At 51.8% G+C, this 21,706-nt stretch carries 28 protein-coding genes and 3 pseudogenes; 25 read left to right on the top strand and 6 right to left on the bottom strand.

Annotation, left to right across the window (positions count from 1 at the left end; translation table 11 throughout):
• Positions 1–6: 6 nt before the first annotated feature.
• The 5 genes from ACM5QY_RS12485 to ACM5QY_RS12505 all read right to left on the bottom strand — a co-directional run bounded on the left by ACM5QY_RS12485 (position 7) and on the right by ACM5QY_RS12505 (position 3,491).
• Positions 7–1,566 carry a PD-(D/E)XK nuclease-like domain-containing protein gene (locus ACM5QY_RS12485; protein WP_416120922.1) on the bottom strand — a complete coding sequence of 520 codons (1,560 nt, stop codon included), beginning with the start codon at positions 1,564–1,566 and terminating at the stop codon, positions 7–9.
• Positions 1,567–1,576: 10 nt separating this feature from the next.
• The gene (locus ACM5QY_RS12490) at positions 1,577–1,711 is read right to left on the bottom strand and encodes a hypothetical protein (protein WP_416120924.1); all 135 of its coding nucleotides are present in this window, start codon (positions 1,709–1,711) and stop codon (positions 1,577–1,579) included.
• Positions 1,712–1,743: 32 nt separating this feature from the next.
• A complete protein-coding gene (locus ACM5QY_RS12495) occupies positions 1,744–1,968 on the bottom strand; it encodes a hypothetical protein (RefSeq protein WP_416120926.1) in 225 nt (74 codons plus the stop codon).
• A gap of 5 nt (positions 1,969–1,973) precedes the next feature.
• Positions 1,974–2,576 (bottom strand): pentapeptide repeat-containing protein, encoded by a 603-nt coding sequence (locus ACM5QY_RS12500; RefSeq protein WP_416120928.1) that lies wholly within the window; start codon positions 2,574–2,576, stop codon positions 1,974–1,976.
• A 318-nt stretch (positions 2,577–2,894) separates the two neighbouring features.
• On the bottom strand, positions 2,895–3,491 hold the full coding sequence (locus ACM5QY_RS12505) for a helix-turn-helix domain-containing protein (protein ID WP_416120929.1): 597 nt from the start codon (positions 3,489–3,491) through the stop codon (positions 2,895–2,897).
• 147 nt (positions 3,492–3,638) lie between these two features.
• Here ACM5QY_RS12505 and ACM5QY_RS12510 point away from each other — a divergent pair, with 147 nt between their 5' ends.
• The 14 genes and pseudogenes from ACM5QY_RS12510 to ACM5QY_RS12575 form a co-directional block, all read left to right on the top strand.
• Entirely contained in the window at positions 3,639–3,860 is a 222-nt protein-coding gene (locus ACM5QY_RS12510; protein ID WP_416120930.1) for a hypothetical protein, read from the top strand.
• A gap of 167 nt (positions 3,861–4,027) precedes the next feature.
• Positions 4,028–4,228: a hypothetical protein gene (locus ACM5QY_RS12515; protein ID WP_416120932.1), complete on the top strand. Its 201-nt coding sequence runs from the start codon at positions 4,028–4,030 to the stop codon at positions 4,226–4,228.
• Positions 4,225–4,986: an HNH endonuclease gene (locus ACM5QY_RS12520; protein ID WP_416120934.1), complete on the top strand. Its 762-nt coding sequence runs from the start codon at positions 4,225–4,227 to the stop codon at positions 4,984–4,986. The genes ACM5QY_RS12515 and ACM5QY_RS12520 overlap by 4 nt, the downstream gene beginning before the upstream one ends.
• Positions 4,986–5,951, top strand: coding sequence for a DnaT-like ssDNA-binding domain-containing protein (locus ACM5QY_RS12525; protein ID WP_416120936.1), 966 nt, complete (start codon positions 4,986–4,988; stop codon positions 5,949–5,951). Before ACM5QY_RS12520 ends, ACM5QY_RS12525 begins: the two co-directional genes overlap by 1 nt.
• A 28-nt stretch (positions 5,952–5,979) precedes the next feature.
• The gene (locus ACM5QY_RS12530) at positions 5,980–6,384 is read left to right on the top strand and encodes a replication protein P (protein WP_416120938.1); all 405 of its coding nucleotides are present in this window, start codon (positions 5,980–5,982) and stop codon (positions 6,382–6,384) included.
• A 206-nt stretch (positions 6,385–6,590) separates the two neighbouring features.
• Complete coding sequence (locus ACM5QY_RS12535) at positions 6,591–6,800, top strand: hypothetical protein (RefSeq protein ID WP_416120940.1); 210 nt, start codon at positions 6,591–6,593, stop codon at positions 6,798–6,800.
• Positions 6,800–7,276, top strand: a complete 477-nt coding sequence (locus ACM5QY_RS12540; protein ID WP_416120942.1) for a RuvC family protein — start codon at positions 6,800–6,802, stop codon at positions 7,274–7,276. Before ACM5QY_RS12535 ends, ACM5QY_RS12540 begins: the two co-directional genes overlap by 1 nt.
• Positions 7,276–7,488, top strand: a complete 213-nt coding sequence (locus tag ACM5QY_RS12545; protein WP_416120944.1) for a TraR/DksA C4-type zinc finger protein — start codon at positions 7,276–7,278, stop codon at positions 7,486–7,488. Before ACM5QY_RS12540 ends, ACM5QY_RS12545 begins: the two co-directional genes overlap by 1 nt.
• A 315-nt stretch (positions 7,489–7,803) precedes the next feature.
• The gene (locus ACM5QY_RS12550; RefSeq protein WP_416120946.1) at positions 7,804–8,223 is read left to right on the top strand and encodes a hypothetical protein; all 420 of its coding nucleotides are present in this window, start codon (positions 7,804–7,806) and stop codon (positions 8,221–8,223) included.
• A gap of 95 nt (positions 8,224–8,318) precedes the next feature.
• Positions 8,319–8,663, top strand: a complete 345-nt coding sequence (locus tag ACM5QY_RS12555) for a hypothetical protein (protein ID WP_416120948.1) — start codon at positions 8,319–8,321, stop codon at positions 8,661–8,663.
• 117 nt (positions 8,664–8,780) lie between these two features.
• Positions 8,781–9,344, top strand: coding sequence for a terminase small subunit (locus ACM5QY_RS12560; RefSeq protein WP_416120950.1), 564 nt, complete (start codon positions 8,781–8,783; stop codon positions 9,342–9,344).
• Positions 9,341–9,595: pseudogene (locus ACM5QY_RS12565) on the top strand (terminase); the annotation flags it as partial. The gene ACM5QY_RS12560 and the pseudogene ACM5QY_RS12565, both read left to right, overlap by 4 nt.
• Positions 9,596–9,895: 300 nt before the next feature.
• Positions 9,896–10,360: pseudogene (locus ACM5QY_RS12570) on the top strand (LAGLIDADG family homing endonuclease); the annotation flags it as partial.
• A gap of 198 nt (positions 10,361–10,558) precedes the next feature.
• Positions 10,559–11,782 (top strand): annotated as a pseudogene (locus tag ACM5QY_RS12575) (terminase); the annotation flags it as partial.
• A 219-nt stretch (positions 11,783–12,001) separates the two neighbouring features.
• Here the strand turns inward: ACM5QY_RS12575 and ACM5QY_RS12580 are convergent.
• Positions 12,002–12,448, bottom strand: coding sequence for a hypothetical protein (locus ACM5QY_RS12580; protein ID WP_416120952.1), 447 nt, complete (start codon positions 12,446–12,448; stop codon positions 12,002–12,004).
• A 617-nt stretch (positions 12,449–13,065) separates the two neighbouring features.
• Here ACM5QY_RS12580 and ACM5QY_RS12585 point away from each other — a divergent pair.
• From ACM5QY_RS12585 to ACM5QY_RS12635, 11 genes are read left to right on the top strand one after another with little or no spacing between them, the layout of a single operon-like run.
• The gene (locus ACM5QY_RS12585; protein WP_416120954.1) at positions 13,066–13,272 is read left to right on the top strand and encodes a hypothetical protein; all 207 of its coding nucleotides are present in this window, start codon (positions 13,066–13,068) and stop codon (positions 13,270–13,272) included.
• A gap of 3 nt (positions 13,273–13,275) precedes the next feature.
• Positions 13,276–14,937, top strand: coding sequence for a portal protein (locus tag ACM5QY_RS12590; RefSeq protein WP_416120956.1), 1,662 nt, complete (start codon positions 13,276–13,278; stop codon positions 14,935–14,937).
• The gene (locus ACM5QY_RS12595) at positions 14,934–15,251 is read left to right on the top strand and encodes a Bbp19 family protein (RefSeq protein WP_416120958.1); all 318 of its coding nucleotides are present in this window, start codon (positions 14,934–14,936) and stop codon (positions 15,249–15,251) included. The genes ACM5QY_RS12590 and ACM5QY_RS12595 overlap by 4 nt, the downstream gene beginning before the upstream one ends.
• Positions 15,244–15,567: a phenylalanyl-tRNA synthetase subunit beta gene (locus ACM5QY_RS12600; protein ID WP_416120960.1), complete on the top strand. Its 324-nt coding sequence runs from the start codon at positions 15,244–15,246 to the stop codon at positions 15,565–15,567. The genes ACM5QY_RS12595 and ACM5QY_RS12600 overlap by 8 nt, the downstream gene beginning before the upstream one ends.
• Positions 15,568–15,583: 16 nt before the next feature.
• Positions 15,584–16,333, top strand: coding sequence for a peptidase (locus tag ACM5QY_RS12605; protein WP_416120962.1), 750 nt, complete (start codon positions 15,584–15,586; stop codon positions 16,331–16,333).
• 11 nt (positions 16,334–16,344) lie between these two features.
• Entirely contained in the window at positions 16,345–17,328 is a 984-nt protein-coding gene (locus ACM5QY_RS12610) for a major capsid protein (protein WP_416120964.1), read from the top strand.
• A 55-nt stretch (positions 17,329–17,383) separates the two neighbouring features.
• Positions 17,384–17,818 carry a Bbp16 family capsid cement protein gene (locus ACM5QY_RS12615; RefSeq protein ID WP_416120966.1) on the top strand — a complete coding sequence of 145 codons (435 nt, stop codon included), beginning with the start codon at positions 17,384–17,386 and terminating at the stop codon, positions 17,816–17,818.
• Positions 17,819–17,829: 11 nt separating this feature from the next.
• Positions 17,830–18,216, top strand: a complete 387-nt coding sequence (locus ACM5QY_RS12620; protein WP_416120968.1) for a hypothetical protein — start codon at positions 17,830–17,832, stop codon at positions 18,214–18,216.
• A gap of 50 nt (positions 18,217–18,266) precedes the next feature.
• Positions 18,267–18,596, top strand: a complete 330-nt coding sequence (gp10, locus tag ACM5QY_RS12625) for a capsid staple protein (RefSeq protein WP_416120970.1) — start codon at positions 18,267–18,269, stop codon at positions 18,594–18,596.
• Positions 18,596–19,201: a phage connector family protein gene (locus tag ACM5QY_RS12630; RefSeq protein ID WP_416120972.1), complete on the top strand. Its 606-nt coding sequence runs from the start codon at positions 18,596–18,598 to the stop codon at positions 19,199–19,201. The genes gp10 and ACM5QY_RS12630 overlap by 1 nt, the downstream gene beginning before the upstream one ends.
• The gene (locus ACM5QY_RS12635) at positions 19,201–21,705 is read left to right on the top strand and encodes a phage tail protein (protein WP_416120974.1); all 2,505 of its coding nucleotides are present in this window, start codon (positions 19,201–19,203) and stop codon (positions 21,703–21,705) included. The genes ACM5QY_RS12630 and ACM5QY_RS12635 overlap by 1 nt, the downstream gene beginning before the upstream one ends.
• The last annotated feature ends 1 nt before the right edge of the window (position 21,706 follow it).

Raw genomic sequence — 21,706 nt, forward strand, 5'->3', positions numbered from 1 at the left:
CTCCAGTTAAGCGAGGCGCAGCGCTTCAAGGCGGCGCAATTCGAAGTCATTAAGTTCATCAACCAGTTCGCTGGTGATCGGGGCAGGCCAGACGCCGGTGTCATAAGCGTTCTGGATATCGCGCAGCGCTGCTTTGTATTCGAGGCGTCCGAGTTCCAGCTCGTCCTCTGACGCTTCGACGATGGCGATCCAGTGGTAGCCCTCGTCTTTGTTCACGAAGATCCAGAAGAACTGAGACATGTCAGCCACGTCGCAGTACATCGCGGCGCTGACGTGGTAATCCATATCGATGATGGTTCGGTGCAATTTGGCGCGGAGAGCGTCCTGTTTGATGCGTCCGAGGCTGACCGTCTTCAGGTCAAAACAGACGCGTATACCGTTGAAGTCAATTTCCATGTCCGGGCGAACGCGGATATCAAGGCCGGTGTCTTCATCCATGCCGAAGTAGCTGACTTCGACGGCGCGATTCGGGTTATTCACCAAACCGCCTGCGGATGGGTGGTTAAACACAGCCTGTTGAATGCTGGTGGCCAGTTCGAACTGCTTACGCAATATCGGTGTTTTACCGGTGCATGACTGCTGCCAATCAGCGATCAGCTCATCTGCGAAAACTGCATCTGGTTTCACGGATTTTATGGCTGCTGCTAAATCTTCTTTCTTCCCGCTGGCTTTCAACAGAGGCGGAAGTGATGCGTTGTACTGCTTGATGCAATCCTTCATCGCTGTGGCAGTGACTTTTCCTTCTGCCGGGATCGTCTGCCATTCGGCTGGTAACGATTCGTAGAAGGCTTTTGTGTCTTCCAGCGCAGTGCCAAGACCGATTGGCTGCGGAAGTGGTGCGTTGTACTGGTCGATGAAAGCCTTTATCGACTCGGTATTTGTGAAAGCACCTTCTGGAATAACCGGCTCTATGCTGAATTCCTCATCCAACTTTTCCGGCTCCAACACCATTGCATGCACCAGAGAGCCAAACGTCAGTGCTTCAGTGCTTTCTTTTTTGATGGTCTTGGTGACGTGGCGACCGTTGAAGTACATCAGGCTGATGCGAGCATCTTTTACCTGCGTACTGCTGACGCCGTTTGATGAGTGGTAATCATCGTTTGAGATCCCCTCATATCGACCTGGCTCAAAGTATGGCGTGCTGCTTACCGGCGGTTCGTCTTCCAACTCACCATCTGCGAGGGTTTGTGGCGCTGACGTTTCGGTGACTACGATGGGCTGAGGCTCTTCGGCAACCACTTCAGCAGTGGTTGCTGAGAGCCAGCGTTTCATGTAGTCGCGCCGCGCTCCGGTGCTGCGTTCGACTTCGGAGTAGTTTGTGTAAAGGCTGTTAACCATACCGAGGAAGACGTCATCTTCTAACTGATCAGCCGCCGGAACGCCGCAAACCGCCATATTTATGGCGTCATAATCACGCCCCAACTGCTTAAACTCTTCGTCTGCTAACGCAGGGGTTTTGCTGGCGCCGATAATCAGCGTTGATGTGTTGGTGAATTTCGCCGTGATTTCAGAAGTGGCACTTACCAGCATGCCAAGTGCTACCATTTTTCCGATGCTTTCTTTCATTGCTGTGTCCTTAAATTTCGCTGGCAATTTTCATCGCCGTTTTAGTGATGTACGCCCATTCCACGCTGCTGCGGAAACTCTCAAAAGCGCGGGTCTGGCCGTTGATGGTGAAAAGATGTTTACCGTTTTGGATCGTGAAACGCATTTGATGCTCCTAATTAGTTACTGTTTTGGTAACTATTCAAGGCGTAAAAAAGAGTGAGCCGGTGTTTCTGGCTCTTTAATTTCCTGAATTTCCGGTTTGAACGTGAATGCAAGGAACTGGCGCTCGTCCATTGTCATGGTGCTTCGTGGGTTATCTGATATTTCAACCCGGTAGTCGCAACCACGGCGACGGACTAAGAAGATCTCACCAGTTAACGTGTTTATCAGTTTCATGGCTGCGGCTTCCATGGTGTTCACGACGACTATTCTTCTGATTCAGGCTTTTTTAACCATTCTGGTCGAGCGCCAACACTAAAATAGAAATCGATAATATCCAGCAACCTCGGGTAGAATTTCAGTGCCTTTCGGCCATCCATATCAGCAATTTCTCGCTTGCTGAATTTTCTCCAATCCTCAGCGGTGTGATTCTGGCACCCGGCGCGAATGTATTCTCCGTTCGTAATCGTTATTGCATAAATATGGCCTGTAATTACGTAGGTGTGCTCTGGCAGGTTGGCACTGCGCAGGTCGGCACTGCGCAGGTTGGCACCGCACAGGTTGGCACCGCACAGGTTGGCATCGCACAGGTTGGCACTGCGCAGGTCGGCATCGCACAGGTCGGCACCGCACAGGTTGGCACTGCGCAGGTCGGCACTGCGCAGGTCGGCATCGCACAGGTCGGCACCGCACAGGTTGGCACTGCGCAGGTCGGCACCGCACAGGTCGGCACCGCACAGGTTGGCACTGCGCAGGTCGGCATCGCACAGGTTGGCACTGCGCAGGTTGGCACGTGATCCTCTTTCACGAAGCGAAATTACCCAGACTTTGTGTTCATCAAGAATTTTCGTTAATTCAGTTGCGTTCATATCGGTAGTCTCAGTTAGTTATGTGATGGTGGGTTTTGCTGCCTTACCGAAGCCCACGCACGCATGGGCAGCGGTGAGACTACATTGAAGTTCACATACAATTTCCCTTATAAATGCCGCGTTTGCGGGGGTGTATGTCATCCTGATTTTTAAAGAGCGGGTTACCATTTCGGTAACCAATGACGGTAATTTAAATGCATATATGGGGTATGTCAATCGTTAGCAAGAAATAAAGTCACCAAAAAGGTAATTATTTGTGGTGCGGGAGTACGGGGGACGTGGCGCCATGATGAAGCCCGGCGCTGAGCAACGAGGAGGTTACTTGGAGTTTTCGCTCATCACGAAGTCGATGAATGATTTGATCTTGGCTTTCTCTTCTGCGGGCAGGGCGGCGTACCGGCTGCGGTCATACTGGATCACGGATTCGTCGTGCGGCGGGATCAGCAGTTCATATGCGCGGCGATTGAACACTGCGGCGATGGCAGCCAGGTTGTTAATAGAGATGCTGGCTTCGTGGTTCAGCAGGCGGTTAACCGTAGACTGGCCGACCTCTGCCTTTTCTGCAACAGCAGCCTGGGACTTCAGCTCTTTATTGGCCTGCATCCAAGCAGCAAGGTTTTGCGCAGCAATAATGCCGATCTCCGTGTTGGCGTCCAGTGGCTCAGCTTCTGCCGCCATCGCCATGCCGTGATCTGCATCCATCCATCCTTTAGGTTTTCTGGCGGCGATCTCTATCTTATTAGCTGAAGACATCCCGATATTCTTGGCGCTTGCTTGGGAGGGCTCTGCCATCCAGCGAGAAATCAGATTGGGCTGACAGCCCAATGCTTCCGCTAATCGGATCTGACGCCCATCAAAATCTTTCTGGATGATGGTTCTAAGGTTTTCTCTTCTTACGTCGTGGATATTTTTCATGACCCGATTTTCGTTTCCAATAACTTGATGCTGCTATTTAAAACAAAGTTACCAAAAAGGTAAAAGCACCTTTTTGGTAACGGTGCTTGCAGGATGGCACCTTTTGGGTAATCATTAACCCGATATAGCGATTTAAACGAGGATAAAATGAACGATTTCGACTTCAAAAAGTTCTGGCTAAGCCTGACTCCCGAAAATCGTCTGCAAGTTGCTACTGATGCGGGTACAACGCCGGGATACATAAAATCCCATCTCATTAATAAAAATAAGGTGCCGCGCACTGAGTTGATGAGCAACCTGCATCAGGCTTGCGTTGCGGCTGGGGCGGACGTTTCCAAAGAAAAATTCATTGGTCTTTTTTACGAATGATTCATATTCAGCCTTCACCGGGTTAAGCAAACCTCCTTCGGGAGGTTTTTTTATGCCTGAAAATCAAGGGCGCTTTGCAGGATGGTAATTAAAATTCAAATGTGGTTGATCAATCTTTCTGATTGTGCAAAATAGTCGATATCAATAGCAAAACTGAGGGGCTGAAATTGAAAATCATTACCCGTGTTGATGCGGCTACTGCTGGCATCAATAAATACTACACCGGCCATAAGTGCAAAAAAGGTCATCTCAGTGAGCGTTATGTCCTGAGCGGAACCTGTGTGCAATGCGCCATAGAGAGTGCTGACCGCCATCGTCAGGAAGTGACCAATATCTTGAAAGCGGCACAATCCCAGGTGATGTTATGAGCAGAAAGCCAATTTCAAAAAAAGTTAGGTTTGAAGTTTTCAAGCGTGACGGATTTAAATGCCAATACTGCGGTAAGTCTGCGCCAGAAATTGTTTTGCATGCTGATCACATTTTCCCTGTTAGCAAAGGCGGGGGTAATGACGTTTTAAATATGATCACCTCATACATAGATTGCAACCTTGGTAAGTCTGATGGCCTATTAAGCGATACATCTATTGTTAAAGTACAAGTTGAGCAATTACAACAGTTAAACGAGAGAAGGGAGCAACTTGCCATGCTTATCTCTTGGCGGAATGAAATGGACAGCATAGATAACACTTTGGCAGATTCTATTTGCGAGATAATCAATAGTTACATATCGCCTTTGAAGCTCAATGAATCCGGTGTAAGGGGCTGCTTATTGATGGCAAAAAAACACCCACTTCAACTGATTTATAAAGCTATAGATATTGCATTTGAAAAAACTCTATCTGATGTTGGTGTTATTGACGGAAAAACTGCAACAGCATTCTTTGACTATATTCCCCGCGTAATCAACATGCTTTCTAAGCCTGATGCTGTTAAACGCTCTCACTATATTCGTGGAATTCTCAGGAATAGGGTTTGTGTAAATGAAAACCTCGTTATGGACCTTATATCTGCATGGGTTGAAGCTGGTAATGATGTCAATGAATTAGAGGGTATAGCTAAATGTTGTCGGTCATGGACTGATTTCCGCTTAACTGTTGAGCGGAAAATTTATGGAGGAATCGACTAATGGCCAGAATCCGCACGATAAAGCCAGAATTCTGGACAGATGAAGATATGGCCGAGGTTTCGGAAGCAGCATGTTTGCTGGCAATTGGGTTGTTGAATTACGCGGATGATGAAGGATTCTTTAACGCCAATCCGAAACTGATTAAAGCAGCTGTTTTCCCAATAAGGGAACCATCCGTGACGATTCCGGTAATGCTACGGGAGCTTTCCAACCAAGGTTATTTGACGTTGTTTTCCACCTCCGACAGCAAGCATTTTGGCCTTATAAGTAATTTCGCCAGACATCAGGTAGTAAACAAGCCAAGGCCAAGTAAAATCAAGGAGTTAGAACTACTACCGTACAACTACGGTAGTTATACCGGAGGACTCCCATTAGGAATGGATCAGGGATCAGGGAATGGAAAGGTAAACCCCTCTCTCTGCGAAAATGAAAAAACGGAGATGCCTGGCCCTAACCACAACGCAATTTTGGATAACCGCATACCTCCAGCAGGAGGATCATCGCAGTTGGGAAAGTTTCAAATGTTCAGTGACTGGATGCCGGAATCTGACTTCATACAAAAATCAGCCCTGTGGGGTAAGCCGATTGGCAACGGTTATACAGCCGCTGAGTTGATGCAGTTTGTAGATTATTGGATTGCCGAGGGAAAGGTATTCCACCAAGCACAGTGGGAACAGAAACTCGCGCAGAGTATCTGCGTAAGCCGTTCAAGAGCATCAAAACCAACCAAAGGTGATCAACATGAAAAAAGTGGAAGATCTGGTCAAGGAAGCGATTACAAAGGCCGCGCAGCAGAAGCCGTCTCTGCCGCAACCGCAAGGCTCCGTCAGCAAGAAGGAATCGACGACGAAGGCGATTATCTTCTGGGAGAAAATGGTTGTTCTGTATACGGACAAATGGACGAGCAGGAACGGGGCGGCCCCGTCATCACTCTGGATTCAGGCGATTGGAAAACTCACCAGTGACCAGATCAAAGCTGGCATGGCGGCATGCATGCGGCGCAGCCTGGACGAAGGCAACAACTTCGCACCAGACCTGACTGACTTTCTGGCGCTGGTTCACGGCACCAGCAGCACCGAGCTGGGGATCCCATTCGAAGACGTGGCGAAAGAATTCAAACGCTACTGCCGGGATCGCGGTTACTACGACAGCGCCGAGCTGTTCCCGTGGACTAACTCGAACTGGGTTCTGTACTGGATCTGCACATCGGTGCGCCAGCGCATGGTGCGTTACAACCTGTCAGGCGTTGAGGTCGATAAAGCGCTGCGTACCGAGATCCGGGAATGGGCAGCGAAGTTGGCAGCTGGCGAACAGGTACCGACACCGGCGACCAGAATCGAAAATAAAACGCGTCCCCGTCCTGCATGGATGGATTTACTGGATAAGAAAAAGTCCTGAGTGCTGAAATTCTTCAACCAGCACCCCAGAGAATCAATTTAAAGCAGTAAAGCCACATAACGAGATGGATTTAAATCCGTAAACGATTGTGGTGCGTTACAGAGAGTTTTAGCGATGGTGCGTTTTGTGAAAGCAAACGCGTTTTTTATGTTGAATATAGTTACCAAAATGGTAATGTTTACCTTAAAGGTAATTGGAGCGATTTGATGGAAATTAAATACGAATTGGTGGCGTCAGTCGGCGGCGCACAACTGCTAACGCTGGGTGGTAGAGCAACCGGATATCGCATTGAGCATAACCGCACGCTGGACACCTTTGAAGTGTCTGGTGGTGGCAAAACCCGCAGCGTTCGTCGTCGCTCACAGGCCGCCAAGCTGGTCGTGAAGATGTTCGAAAAAGCGATAAGGGGCAACTGATGACCAAGTTATTCGCAGGTATCGATCCCGGCTGCTCTGGCGCCATCGCAATCATCAACGAACACGGCGCTTACATCAGTCACCTGAGCATGCCAACCGTGAAAGTCGGTACGAAATCCCGGGTCAACGGTGCGCAGGTCGCTACCTTCCTGCTTCAGTACCGCGGCCTCATCGCTCACGCATATCTGGAACAGGTCGGCGCAATGCCGGGGCAGGGCGTCAGCTCAATGTTCACGTTCGGCCATGCGGCGGGCAACGTCGAAGGGATCCTACAGGGTATGTTCCTGCCGTATTCCCTCGTTACCCCGCAAGCATGGAAGAAATCAGCTGGCCTCATCGGCAGCGACAAAGACGCGGCGCGCAGCCGGGCAATTCAGCTTTACCCATCACTGCGCGCTCTCGATGCAAAAGCCAAAGGGCAGGCCATTGCCGATGCGCTGCTCATCGCCCGCCACGGATTGGGAGTGAAATCCTGATGGATCACTTAGACCACGTCAGCGAAACAGAACAGCAGATTCTGGACATGCGGCTGAAAGCCGTCACCCAGCACTCAACCCGACCATCAGCCAGATTCTGCGCCGAGTGCGACAACGAAATACCGGAAGAACGCCGCGCCGCGCTACCAGGTGTGCAGCTCTGCGTGGGCTGCAAAGAAGTGCAGGAAATTAAAAACCGTAATCATCGTTAACATTTTGAATGGGATAAATATTATGAAAAATAACGAGTTAACAGAAGTTAAGGCCGTAATTCCTTCGCTTGAAGGGCTGCCGCAAGAGGTCATTGAGTATGTGCAGGGCGTTTGTATCCTGTGCGGAAAATCGCATCCGACCGGATTGCCATGCCCAATGCTGCGCGTCACAGCGGTTAAGGGGGAGTGATGATCGCTTTAATCGGAACGATTCTGGTTTGGCTGCTAATGATAGGGGTAGGTGTTGGCGTAGTCATATGTGCCTGTGTCGGATTCCTCATCCTTTTCCATATGTCAAAGGACTAAGGTAAAACCATGAACAAGCTGAGCATTGAGCGTTTGAAAGAAATATCTGCGGCGGACGATGGCTTTCTGGGGCGTGGCGAAGGTAAGGCAATGGCCGACGAACTAATCATCCTACGTGAAGCGCTGAAAGGCGGTCAGGTGCCGGTGGCTCAGATAGTGATATCGAAGAACTGGCCGGACGTAGGTCGCAAGGTTATCGATTACTACCTTGAAAAAATACAACACCTACCGGCAGGAACGGAGCTATTCACCGCCCCGCAAAAGCCGGTCGTGTTGCTAAATAAGATTACCCAATCCGATGCACCAGAAGTAGCGGAGATTTCTGCGCAAGTTGAAAGGCTAGGATTAAAAGGTGCCTATGGTGCATATGCAGCCGGATGGAACGCAGCAATCGAGGCCTCTGGCGGCATCGTGAAGGATGGTGCGTGATATGGCCCCGAACTGGCTACAGCAGCGGTTCCAGTACTGGAAATACTGGAGCGGGTTTGAACAGGCTTACTACAAAATCAAGGCGGAGGTGATCAATGGCTAAGTCCGCAGCAGAGCGCAAAGCCGCGCAGCGTGCCCGCCAGTCTGACGCCGGTTTGCAAAAGGTCGAGGTGGCGCTCGACCGGCAGGAGGTGGAGATGCTCCGTGAAAACTGTGCACTCCGCCGCCCGCAGCGAGAACCGTACGATATGGACGAGTACATCACCATGCTGATCCGCAAAGACAACGCAGAGTTGCAGGCGCAGCTCACCGAGCAAGCCGGGCGCAAATGCGGGAAGTGCGGCGACGCGCTACCAGGTGATAAGCAGGGCTGTGCGTTCATCGGTGAAGGTGCATGCTGGCAAACTATGGGCTGGCATGAGACAAAACTTACGGTGTGACATGTCACGATCATTTGCGTCAACCGTTTTTACATCCAACCAGTGCTCTGTCAACCAGAATAACCGCCGCTTGGCGGTTTTCTTTTGCGTGTTATGATTACCGTGGAGGTAATTATTATGGCTGAAAAAGGTAAACTTAATGCGCAAATGGAATTGTTCTGTCAGGAGATGCTGAGGGATCCCCGCAACCAGCGACAGGCAGCAATCAATGCTGGTTACTCGGTCAAGACTGCCACGCAAAAGGCTGCTGGCCTGATGAATCTGCCGAAGGTTATTGCTCGTATCGAAGCGCTGATGGAAGCGCGTAATAAGCGCCTGCGCGTCAGTGCTGACTACGTGCTGCTGCGGCTGGTGGAAATAGACCAGATGGACGTACTGGACATCCTCGACGATGACGGCGGGCTCAAGCCAATCAGCCAGTGGCCGAAGATTTGGCGCACAACTCTCAGCGGGCTGGACATCAACCGGATCCGCATGGCCGGGAAGAATGAAGAGGATGATATTGAATCCACGCTGCAAAAAATCAAATGGCCGGACAAAGTTAAGAACCTCGAGCTGATCGGGAAGCACGTTGACGTTATGGCGTTCAAAGAACGCATCGAGGTGAGCGGTACCGTGACCATCGCTGACCGCATGGCGAAAGCCCGCCGCCGCGTCAAAGAACAGAGTGAAGAAAAATGACCGATGCCGTCGCGCTATCGCCGGAAGAACAACTGATCGAAGACATTGCCAGTTTCACGCATGACCCGCTGGGCTATGCGCATTACGCGTTTCCGTGGGGCGAGCATGGAACAGAGCTGGCGCATGCCGCTGGTCCGAGGAAATGGCAGGCTGATGCGTTCCGAGAGATACGCGACCATCTTCAGAATCCGGCGACACGGCACCAGCCGCTGATGATAGCCAGGGCATCCGGGCACGGCATCGGGAAAGCTCTGAGGCCTAACGATATAGTGCCAACTCCTTTAGGAATGAGGTGCGTTTCGGATGTTAAACCTGGCGATCTGCTATTCGGTGAAAATGGCGAAGTCGTCAAAGTCATTGGCACCAAGTTCTATGAATCATGCCCGTTTTATCGAGTGACATTCTCTGACGGCACTGCTGTGGAAGTATCATCAGGTCACCTGTGGAAGGTCAGGGGACGGAATTCACGCAGAACAGGATCTCAATCTTGGGATGTTCTCGAGACGATAGACATTCTTGAGCGTGGCGTGAAGCGCCGAAATGGCATAACGATGGCGCGGCAGTGGGAAATCCCTGCGTCTCCGCGGGTTATTTATCCTCATAAATCATTACCAATTGATCCATATACATATGGGGTATGGCTTGGCGATGGCGACAAGGCCAGTGGCAGGATAACCAATATTGATTCTGAGGTTTGGGAAAACATAGCTTACCCAACGCGCGTGAATGGAAAAACCAGAACAGCTATAGGCCTCAAGGTGGATTTGACTAATTCTGGCCTTAATGGTTGTACCACATATAACGCCAGTGTAGATCGTAGGTATGTTGAGTCAGATCAGAGACTGAATGTTCTTCAGGGTTTACTCGACACAGATGGTTGGGTTGAAAAATCATGTGGTGGAGCAGCTTTTGCCTCCGCATCAAGGCAACTCACTTGTGATGTTATTGAGATCGCTAGATCACTTGGTTTGCGCGCAAGGAATGAAAAATTTAAGCCAAACGAATTTGCTGGAAGTTGGTCAACTCATATCACATGGGACGGTGAAACTCAGTTATTCAGGATAAACAGAAAGCAACATCAACTGGTTGTTGCAGAAAAACGCTACACGACAAAGTGGATTGAAAGCATTGATCCGGCAGCAGAAGGGGCTGGTATTTGCTTTGAAGTGGCTGGGGGTATTTTCCTGGCTCGAGATTATATCGTCACACATAACAGCGCATTCATCTCCATGCTGATGAACTGGGGCATGTCTACCTGCGAGGATTGCAAGGTGGTAGTGACCGCCAACACCGAGAACCAGTTGCGCACCAAGACGTGGCCGGAAATCATCAAATGGTCGAACCTCGCAATCACCAAGTCGTGGTTCACGACGACCGCCACCGCCATGTACAGCAACGACAGCGGCCACGATAAGCGCTGGCGCGCTGATGCCATTCCGTGGAGTGAGCATAATACCGAGGCATTCGCCGGGCTGCACAACGAGCGCAAGCGCATCATTGTCGTATTCGATGAAGCATCCAACATTGCCGATCTGGTGTGGGAGGTTGCCGAAGGGGCACTGACGGATGAGGACACAGAAATCATCTGGGTGGCATTCGGGAACCCGACCCGTAACAGCGGACGTTTCCGCGAATGCTTCCGTAAGTACAAACACCGCTGGCACTGCGCGCAGATTGACAGCCGCACGGTGGAAGGCACCAACAAAGAGCAGTTGCAAAAGTGGGTGGACGACTACGGCGAAGACAGCGACTTCGTGAAGGTGCGTGTGCGTGGCATCTTCCCTGATGTGTCAGAGGCTCAGTTCATACCAACCGGCCTGACCGATGCCGCAATGAAGCGCCAGTGGACGGCCGCCGAGGTGTCGCACGCCCCGATCATTATCGGCGTTGACCCTGCATACTCCGGCGCTGATGACTTCGTGATTTACATGCGACAGGGGCTGCACAGCAAATGCCTTGGCACCTACCCGAAAACCACTGACGAGCTGATATCCGCGAAGCGCATCGCCGACTTCGAAGACCAGTACAAAGCAGACCAGGTGTTTATCGACTTCGGTTATGGCAACGGCATCAAATCCATCGGTGATGGATGGGGCAGAACGTGGCAGCTGGTACCGTTCGGCGGCGGCTCAACCGACCCCCAGATGCTGAACAAGCGCGGTGAGATGTACAACAGCTGCAAATCGTGGCTTAAAATTGGCGGTTCTCTGGACGATCAGGAGACAGCCGACGACCTAAGCACTGCTGAGTACAAAGTGCGTGTTGACGGAAAAATCGTGCTGGAAGCGAAAGAGGAAATCAAGAAGCGGATAGGGCGGTCACCGGGCAAGGCCGATGCTCTGGTGCTGACGTTTGCATTCCCAGTCACCAAAAGGCAGAACCTGCCGGGAGGACTGGCGGCTAATCAGGTGGCGACAGATTATGACCCCTATAAGTAGCGCATTGGCAGACAATCGAACTACTGCAAATTATGCAGGAGTTGCCAATAAAAAGCCCCGAATTATCGGGGCTCAGTCCGGGAAGTGGTCGAAGACTTTCCGATATGTATGGAGGTAGACCCAACCGCACGCCTTTGTGCTACAGACTTAGGATAGCGGCTATCTCCGCACCGCACAAATAAAAAGCCCGCACGCAGCGGCTGATGTGACTTCTTATTGCTACTTTGATATTAAGTTCGCTGCATACTCGATAAGGTAAAGCTTCGGTGCAATCCATATCTGCAACCAGTCAAAGCCAGAAAGAAATATACCGGTTGCGATCAGAATCGCCAGACCTGCAAGCAAGAGAGATATGCCACCACCAAAAGCTAAATCCCCGTCTTCATCCCAGAACATTCCGTGGTTCTTATAAGCTTTACGGCTGGAGTAGTTACTTGCCTGCTCTGGTTCTCCCCGATTTCTCAAACCGCGACTGATTAAGATAACAATGACTGTTATCACCAGCATGCATATGACCTGCACGATCAATGAGATGGTGAATTTCCAAACCAAAAGTTGGTGAATAACATCAGGAATCTGTGCCTGGCTAAAGTTGACTGCTGCGTCTACGCCTTCCACAGCTTTCTGCAAAAGCTCAGCAATGACTTTGTTCGCTTGCTCATTCATGGATATACCTCGAGGTTAAAAAAATGCCCCCGGCGAAGGAGGCGAAAGACTACACACAGCAATGGGATGTATCACGGTCACAGGTATTACCGGCTGAGCACTGTGGGCACCGGCGCCATCCCATACGGTGCTTATTGGCTACTTCAATGCTCATGCGGTAATACGCTGGTTTACGTCCAGCAACGCTGAGTTCGGTGATCCGGTTCCAGTACCGGACTGCTCCAGATTTTAAACCTTTGCAGGAAACAGGCACTGCCTGCGCACTTATGTAAGTAGTCATTTGGTAATGGAACGGGTGTTGAGATGTCCGACTCAACGGAAAGAGCACTGCGTAACCTGGCACCGATCTGGCCGCCGCACGGTTTATGCTGGATTTTTCCCCGGCTACTGGTGCGGACAACGAAGCTTCTATGTGCGTTCCAACCAATGCTCTTACCTGTTAAGGGCCGGTTACGCTCCGGCGTCGTTTTTACGACCGTTCTTTTCACTGTGGTTTCATACCAACTACCAATCATGACGACTCAATAGTTACCATAAAGGTAACTACACATCTAATAATTGTCAATAAATATTCTAATATGGTTAAATGGTAATTATTTTCTGCGGATGAAAAAATCATGTGCATCGGTAGCTCTCCAAAAACCTCTACTCCAGCAGTGCAATCTGCACCGCAAGCCCAAGACGAAGCAGTTGTGAACGCCACTGACGAAGAGAAGCGCCGCCGCCGTGCCGCCGCTGGTCAGAAGTCCACGATCCTGACGTCTGCGCAGGGTGATACCAGTACGCCAGCCGCCGCCTCAGGCAAAACCCTGCTGGGGGCTTAATCGATGGCTGAAGAATCGCGCAAACAGTTTTACAACAAACAACTGGCCTCTCTGGAAACAGAGCGATCATCGTTTGATACCCACTGGCGTGACCTGTCAGATTTCATTCTGCCGCGCAGCAGCAGATTCCTCACCACTGACCGTAACAAATCTACCCGCAATACCAAGATCGTTGACCCGACGGCGACGATGGCGAACCGCACATTGTCCAGCGGGATGCTCTCCGGCATCACCAGTCCGACGCGCCCGTGGTTTTCACTCGGCACGCCTGACCCGGACATGATGGAATACGGACCGGTTAAGTTCTGGCTCGAAACTGTTCAGAACCGCATGAACGACGTGATGAACAAATCGAACTGGTATCAGTCACTGCCGATCGTCTACGGCCAGCTCGGCACGTTCGGCACTACAGCGATGTCCCTGCTGGAAGATGACGAAGATGTCATCCGCACGCACCCATTCCCGATCGGCAGTTATTACCTGTCGAACAGCGATCGCCTTCAGGTCGATACCGTTTACCGCAAATTCTCTATGACGTGCCGTCAAATCGTTCAGCGCTTCGGCTTGGACAACGTCAGTGACAGCGTTAAATCGGCATGGACCAGCCAGCAGTACGAGCAGTGGTTCGACGTTGTTCACGTCGTTGAGCCAAACATGAACCGCGATACCGGCAAGATGGATTCGAAGAACAAGAAGTTTGCATCTGTCTATTACGAGGCGGGTGGTGCAGACAACAAACTGCTGAGCGAGAAGGGTTTCGACGACATGCCGATCATGGCACCGCGCTGGGATATCAACGGCGAGGACGTTTACGGTTCGTCATGTCCGGGCATGATTGCGCTGGGTAGTGTGAAAGCTCTCCAGCTCGAGCAGCGCCGCAAAGCGCAGGCCATCGACAAACTGGTTAATCCGCCGATGGTGGGCCCGTCCAGTTTACGCAGCCAGCGCGCCAGCCTGCTGCCGGGTGAAATCACTTACGTTGACCAGGTCAGCAGCAATACCTCATTCCAGCCTGCTTACACCATCAACCCGCGCATCAATGAGCTGGTGGCCGATATTCAGGACACGCGATCCCTCATCAACTCCAGTTATTTTGTTGACCTCTTCATGATGCTGCAAAAAGTCAACACCCGCAGCATGCCGGTGGAAGCCGTGGTTGAGATGAAAGAAGAGAAGTTGCTGATGCTGGGGCCGGTGCTGGAACGCCTGAATGATGAATTCCTCGACCCGTCTATCGATCGCATCTTCAACATCATGGCGCGTAAAAACATGCTGCCACCGGCTCCGAAAGAGCTGGCAGGCCAGTCGTTGCGCGTCGAGTACATCTCGGTAATGGCGCAGGCACAGAAGGCAGTGGGCATTGGCTCAATCGAACGGTTCGTCGGCTTCGTCGGCGGTCTGGCTCGGGCCAACCCTGCCGCGCTGGACAAACTCAACATCGATCAGGCAATCGACGACTACGGAAACATGGTCGGCGTTCCGGCCACCATCATCGCCACCAGCGACCAGGTTGCACAGGTTCGTGAAGACCGAGCGAAACAGCAGCAACAAGAGAAGGCAATGGCACAAAGCATGGCTGCGGTGCAGGGGGCTAAAACCCTCAGCGAAACCCAGACCGATCAGCCAAGTGCGCTGACCGCAGTAACCGGAGCGATGCAGCCATGAGCCAAGCCTACGACCAAGAAGAGAACGAGCAGCGGTTAGAAGAAGAGCAGAAAAAGGCTTCAGAACTGGCAAAGCGTGATGATCAGGACATTGAAAACATCATGAACACAGTGTCAGGCCGTCGCTTCATCTGGGCTTTGCTGGAAGAAACAAAGGTATTCGCCTCCAGCTTCACCGGAGACAACAACGCAACGAATTTTAATGAAGGCCAACGTAACGCCGGTCTTCGCGTATTCAGCAACGTGATGCGCGTCTGCCCTGATATGTGGCTTGTGATGGCGAAAGAAGCGAAAGAGGAAGACGGCAATGCCTAGAATTCAGACCCAACGTATCGCCCGCTTTGATGGCGGTAATCAAATCGTGGAAGTAGTCGATGAGTCCGGCGCTTCTGTTCCTGCACCAACGTCAACAACTGCTGGCGGCGTAAAACTCGGCGCGACTATCGCAGCAGCGGCCGCAGCGACGGCAACCGCAGACACCGCTTCCACAGCAACTGACGTTGCTGGCCTGCTCGTTGACCACAACGACCTGGTCACCAAATACAACGCCTTGCTGGCTGATGCTCTGGTGCTTCGCACAACGCTGAATGCGGTGCTGACGCAGCTGAAAGCACAAACCATCCCGATCTGATTACGGAGAAAGATTGATGAATTTATTCGAACGTTTGGTACTTCGCCGCCTTCAGTCTGCTGATGCCGGTGCTGAGGCGGGCGGCGCTGCCGGTACTGAGGCGCCAGCCGCATCGGCCGTCGAGGCTTCTGCTGATAAGCCTGCTGACCAAACCTCAGCGGCTGATAAGCCTGTAACCACGGATAAACCTGCTGGTGATGCTGATAAGCCAGCAGCAGGCGACAAAACTCCAGAGCAACTGGCGCAGGAAAAGGAATTAGCTGACAAAGCTGCGGCGGATAAAGAAGCAAAAGACAAAGCCGACAAGGTTCCTGAAAAGTACGAATTCAAGTCGCCGGTGGAAGGTCAAGAATTCGATGCTGAAATGGCTGCCGTGCTTGACCCGGTAGCCCGCGAGCTTGGCCTGAACAATGAACAGGCTCAGAAGCTGGTGGACATCTACGGCAAAGAGATCCTGCCGAAGATTGAAGCGCGCCAGCAGGAGAGCTGGGCGAAGCAAACCGAAGCCTGGGCGAACGAAGTCAAGACCGATAAAGAGATCGGCGGTGATGCCTTTGATGCCAACATCGGGCTTGCTCAGAAGGCTCTGGACACCTTTGCCCCTGCTGGCCTGCGTGAATATTTGGAAAACACTGGTCTGGGTAATCATCCCGATCTGGTGCGTTGTTTCGTAAAAGTCGGCAAGGCCATGAGTGAAGACTCAATGATCATGCCAAACACTGGTGGCCAGCGTAGTGCGGCCGATGTTCTGTACGGAAAAAACTGAGGAATTGACATATGGCTGTTAAAAGCACCACAGCGCTTACGCTGGCCGACTGGGGTAAACGTGTAGACCCACAAGGCAAGATCGACAAAATTACTGAGCTGCTCTCGCAGACGAACCCGATCCTACAGGACATGCCGTATGTAGAAGGGAACCTGCCAACTGGTCACCGCACAACTGTGCGTTCCGGGTTGCCAAACGCCACCTGGCGTTTGCTGAACTATGGCGTACAACCAAGCAAATCAACAACCGTAGCTGTTACTGATGCGTGTGGCATGTTGGAAGCCTATTCAGAAGTCGATAAGTCTTTGGCAGACCTGAACGGTAATACTTCTGAATTCCGTCTCTCAGAAGATCGGGCATTCATTGAAGCCATGAATCAGGCGATGGCGACCACAGTGTTCTATGGCGATACCAGCGTTAACCCTCAGCAGTTCATGGGGCTGTCTTCTCGTTATTCCAGCCTGTCAGCTGGGAATGCGCAGAACATTATCGATGCAGGCGGTACTGGCACTGATAACGCATCTATCTGGCTGGTGGTATGGGGCGAGAATACCGTTCACGGCATTTTCCCGAGAGGGCAGAAGGCCGGTCTGAGCCACGAAGACAAGGGACAGCAGACACTGATTGATGCAACCGGTGGTAAGTACGAAGGCTATCGCTCTCACTATAAGTGGGATAACGGTCTGGCGCTGCGTGACTGGCGTTATGTCGTGCGCATCGCAAACATTGATATCAGCGATCTGGATGCAACCACTCCGGTTGATATCGTCAAGCTGATGATCAAAGCGCTGCACCGTATCCCGAACCGTGGCATGGGTAAGCCGGTGTTCTACATGAACCGTACACTGAATGAATACCTCGACATTCAATCACTAAGCAAAGCATCTCTGGCGCTGTCCGTGAAAGAAACTGAAGGCGAGTTCTGGACTACGTTCCGTAATATCCCGATCCGTGAAACTGACGCACTTCTGGAAACTGAAGCCCGCGTTGTTTAACCGCCGCCCCTAACTGATGGGCTGCTGATGTAGCCCACTCATTGGAGAAAGAAAGATGATCCTCGACAAACTGTTGATGTTCTCCGAAGCGCAGGCGGTTACCGCTACAGCTGCTTCAACCGATGTGATCGACCTGAGCCCGCTGAAAGGCACACGCCGCGATATTGGTGTGGGCGAGCCTCTGGAGTTCTGGACTAACGTAAACACCACGGCCACCGCCGCCGGTGCTGCGACCGTCAACGTTCAGCTGCAAACCAGTACCGATAACGCCACCTGGGTAACGCTGTATGACAGTGGCGTTATTGCTCTGGCATCACTGGTGGCCGGTAAGCGCATTCTGTCCACCAAGGTTCCGCAGGGTGTGCTGAAGTACTTGCGCGTGAACTACGTGGTTGCCACCGGTCCATTAACTGCCGGTGCGTTTACGTCCGGCATTAACCTCGATGTCGATGCGAATACGTTCTACGCGTCTGGCTTCACCGTTAAATAACAGGGGGCAACATGTCAGAAGTTGCACGCTACAGAATCCTGGCTCCTTCATACATCAACAAACAGCTCTTGTTTGAGGGTGATGAAGTGGATTACGAAGGCAAACCGGGCAGCGCACTGGAGCCGATCAACGATGCGGCGAAAGAAGCGAAGAAGAAGGCCGACAAGAACTATGTTGAGCCGAAGCCGGAAGATGAAAAGCCATCAGTTCCGAAGCCGGAAGATGAAAAGCCATCAGTTCCGAAGCCGGAAGATGACGGTTCTAATCAGGCTGATGTCGATCTGGCCGCTCTGCGCGAAGAGTACGAAGCCCTGTTTAACACGGCTCCGCATCCGGCCATGAAGGCTGACACCATGAAAACCAAAATCGCTGAAAAGCGCGCTGAGTTAGGCGTTTAACAGTCACTTCCCGAAGGGGCGAAAGCCCCTTTACTTTCCGGAGCATCGACATGAAACAACCGCAGATGGTCAATCTTAAGCAGGGAACTGACAGCTTTCAAAATGAAGAGGGGAAGACGGTAGAGCGCGACGACTATCCGTGGGGTCTTCGCATCGCCCTCAACGATGAAACCCTGAAGAAATTGGGCATCGCACTGCCTAAGGTCGGGGCTGAAATGCTGCTGTGCGGCAAGGCAAAAGTGTTGTCTACCAGCATGCGCGAAGATGGCGAAGACTCATACAGCAGCGTCGAAATGCAGATCACCGATATCGGTCTGATGGATGATACAGCAGAGCCACAGAAGACCGCCGCTGACACGTTATACGGGAGCGATGCGTAATGGCCTCGGTTATCCAGATCTGCAATATCGCGCTGATGCGCATCGGCAGCTCACGCACCATCAACAGCCTGAGCGAGCAGAGCAAGCAGGCCGATGTTGCCAACGTATTTTATGAGTCCTCGCGCGACACTGTGCTGAGCGACTTCGATTGGAACTTTGCATCTAAGCGTGTCGTTCTTGCTGATCTGGATACACCTTCTACCGACTGGCAGTTTGCATATCGTTATCCGACAGACTGCATGCGTATTACAGAAATAATGACGCCAGGTATCCGTTATCCGGCGCCCGGCATGCGAGTGACGTACGAGGTGGGTTCAGACGCCGCGGGTACTGGGAAAATAATCTACACAAACCAGCCTGAAGCCCAACTGCGTTACGTTGGCAAGATCACTGATCCGAACATGTTTGATGCGCAGTTCGCCGACGCCCTGAGCTGGAAGCTGGCCGCTGAATTTGCAATGCCACTGGCGGCCTCTGGAGATCTCGGTAATAAGGCGTTGCAGATGTACAACGCAATGGTACTGGCTGGCGTGGCGCATTCGAATAATGAATCGCAGGAGCCGCTTGTGCCTGAGTCGGAGTTCACCATAGCGAGGTTGTCATAATGGCCGTGAGCGCAATGCAGGCATCTTTTGCCGGTGGTGAAATCTCCCCAAACCTTTACGGACGCGTTGACCTTGAGCGCTACGCCAGTTCGCTACGTCGCTGCCGCAACTTCATGGTTCGCCAGTTTGGTGGCGTCGATAATCGCGCCGGGTTCCGCTTCCTTGGTGAAGCAAAAAGCTCGTCCCAGAAGTGCCGGTTAATCCCTTTCCAGTTCTCCGTTAGCCAGACCTTTGCTCTGGAATTCGGCGTCGGTTATATGCGCGTCTGGGTTAATGGCGCTCCGGTTCTCTACACATCAGGGGCCAGCGCTGGTCAGCCTGTCGAAGTGGTAACCCCTTACGCTGAATCTGATCTGTTTATGCTTAAGTTCACACAGTCAGCCGATGTTATGACGATCTGTCATGTCAATTATCCGCCGATGGAAATACGCCGGTATGGAAATGAGGACTGGAGAACAGCAGATGTATCAACAACAAGCGGCCCGTTCGGAGATGTGAACATCGATGAAGGCATTACTGTTTATGCAAGCGCGGCAACCGGCACCGTAACGCTTACAGCAAATTCCGCTATTTTCCAGTCATATCATGTTGGGAAGCTTTTCTATGCCGAACAGAAGAATATCGACACCATCACCAGGTGGGAGACTGACAAGAAAGTAACTGTTGGGTCGATGATCCGGTACAGCACTAATTACTATCGAAGCATCGCTGCTGGCTCAACCAACCGTACTGGCACCGTTGCGCCAACGCACACGCAAGGTGCTGAGTGGGATGGTTATGCCGGTGACACTGAAGACAGCGAGAACGGGATTCAATGGGCTTATATCCACAGTGGCTTTGGGATAGTAAAAATCGCCAGTGTTTCAGGTGATGGTCTAACCGCAACGGGGACAGTTGTAACCAGAACAGACGGCGAACAGGAATTGCCTCAGGACATGATCGGTTCTGTAAATGCCACGTACAAGTGGGCGCATTTTGCATGGAACAGCGAAATCGGATATCCGGGAACCGTAACCTATTATCAGCAACGTTTGATTTTTGCAGGGTCGACTTCCTCCCCTCAAACAGTATGGACAAGCAAAAGCGGCGATTATAAGGATTTCGGTAAAACTGTTCCGCAGGTTGACGATGATGCAATCACGTACACCTACGCCGGAAGGCAGTTGAATAAAATCCTGCACCTGATTGACGTCGGATCTTTAGTTGTCCTGACATCTGGTGGTGAGTACAAAGTCAACGGTGACCAGACCAATACGCTCACCCCATCGACATTCAATTTCAGCTCTCAGGGGCAGAACGGCGCCAGCGATGTGCCACCGATCGCCATCAGCAATGTTGCGCTGTTCGTACAGCAGAAGGGCGGCGCTGTGCGGGATCTGGCGTACTCGTTTGACGTTGACGGCTTTCAGGGTTCTGACCTGACTATTCTGGCAAACCATTTGTTTATCGGTCACCAGATTGTTGACTGGGCTTTCGCCATCACGCCGTTCAGCATCGTCTGGTGCATCCGTGATGATGGGCTGCTCATGGGTCTGACTTATCTCCGCGATCAGCAGGTCGTAGCCTGGCACCCGCACCCGGCAACAAACGGTTATTACGAATCAGTATGCAGTATCAGTGAAGGCAATGAAGATGCCCTATATGCCGTGGTTCGCCGCGTCATCAACGGGCAGACCAAGCGCTACATCGAGCGCCTTGACTCCCGTATTTTTGCCGACATCAGCGACTCGTTCATTGTCGATAGCGGGCTGAGCTATGACGGCCGCAACACCGATGCTTCACGCACGGTGATCCTGACCGGCGGTACCGGCGATTGGGATTATCGCACTGACTACACGCTGACGATCAACGGCGCGAGTTACTTTGTGGCGGGTAATGTCGATGATGAAATTTTGCTGCCGTACACCGAAGACGACACTGACAAGATCCTGAAGCTGCTGATTGTCTCTATAGACAGCGGGAATGTGGTGACCGTGCGCGCAAACCGAAACGTGCCCGCGCAATTTCAGGGTGTGGCCACGACATCATGGAATATGGCGAAAGCCAATTTTACCGGTCTGTCTCATCTCGAAGGCCAGACCGTAAGCATTCTTTCCGACGGAAATGTCGAACCTCAAAAGGTTGTTACCAGTGGAGCCATTTCTCTGGAAACGCCAGGCGCGGTTGTGCATGTCGGCCTGCCTATCGCCGCAGTGATTGAAACGCTGGATATCAATTTCGCCGGTCAGGAAACCATTCTCGATAAGAAAAAAATCATCAACAAAGCCGACATCATGGTGCAGGACAGTCGTGGAATTTTCGCCGGAACGCCCGGCGGGAAGATGTACGAATACCCGCAGCGTGAGTTTGAGTTTTACGACGACCCGGTCAGCAACAAAACCGGACTGGTTACCGTTGATCTCGACTCCGAGTGGGATAAGTCAGGCCGCGTAATAGTCAGCCAGTCTGATCCGCTTCCGCTTTCTATCCTGTCGATCATCCCAAAAATAACGGTTGGTGGTTGAT

Origin of the sequence: Rahnella sp. PCH160 (assembly GCF_047784855.1) — a bacterium.
Classification (GTDB): Bacteria; Pseudomonadota; Gammaproteobacteria; order Enterobacterales; family Enterobacteriaceae; genus Rahnella.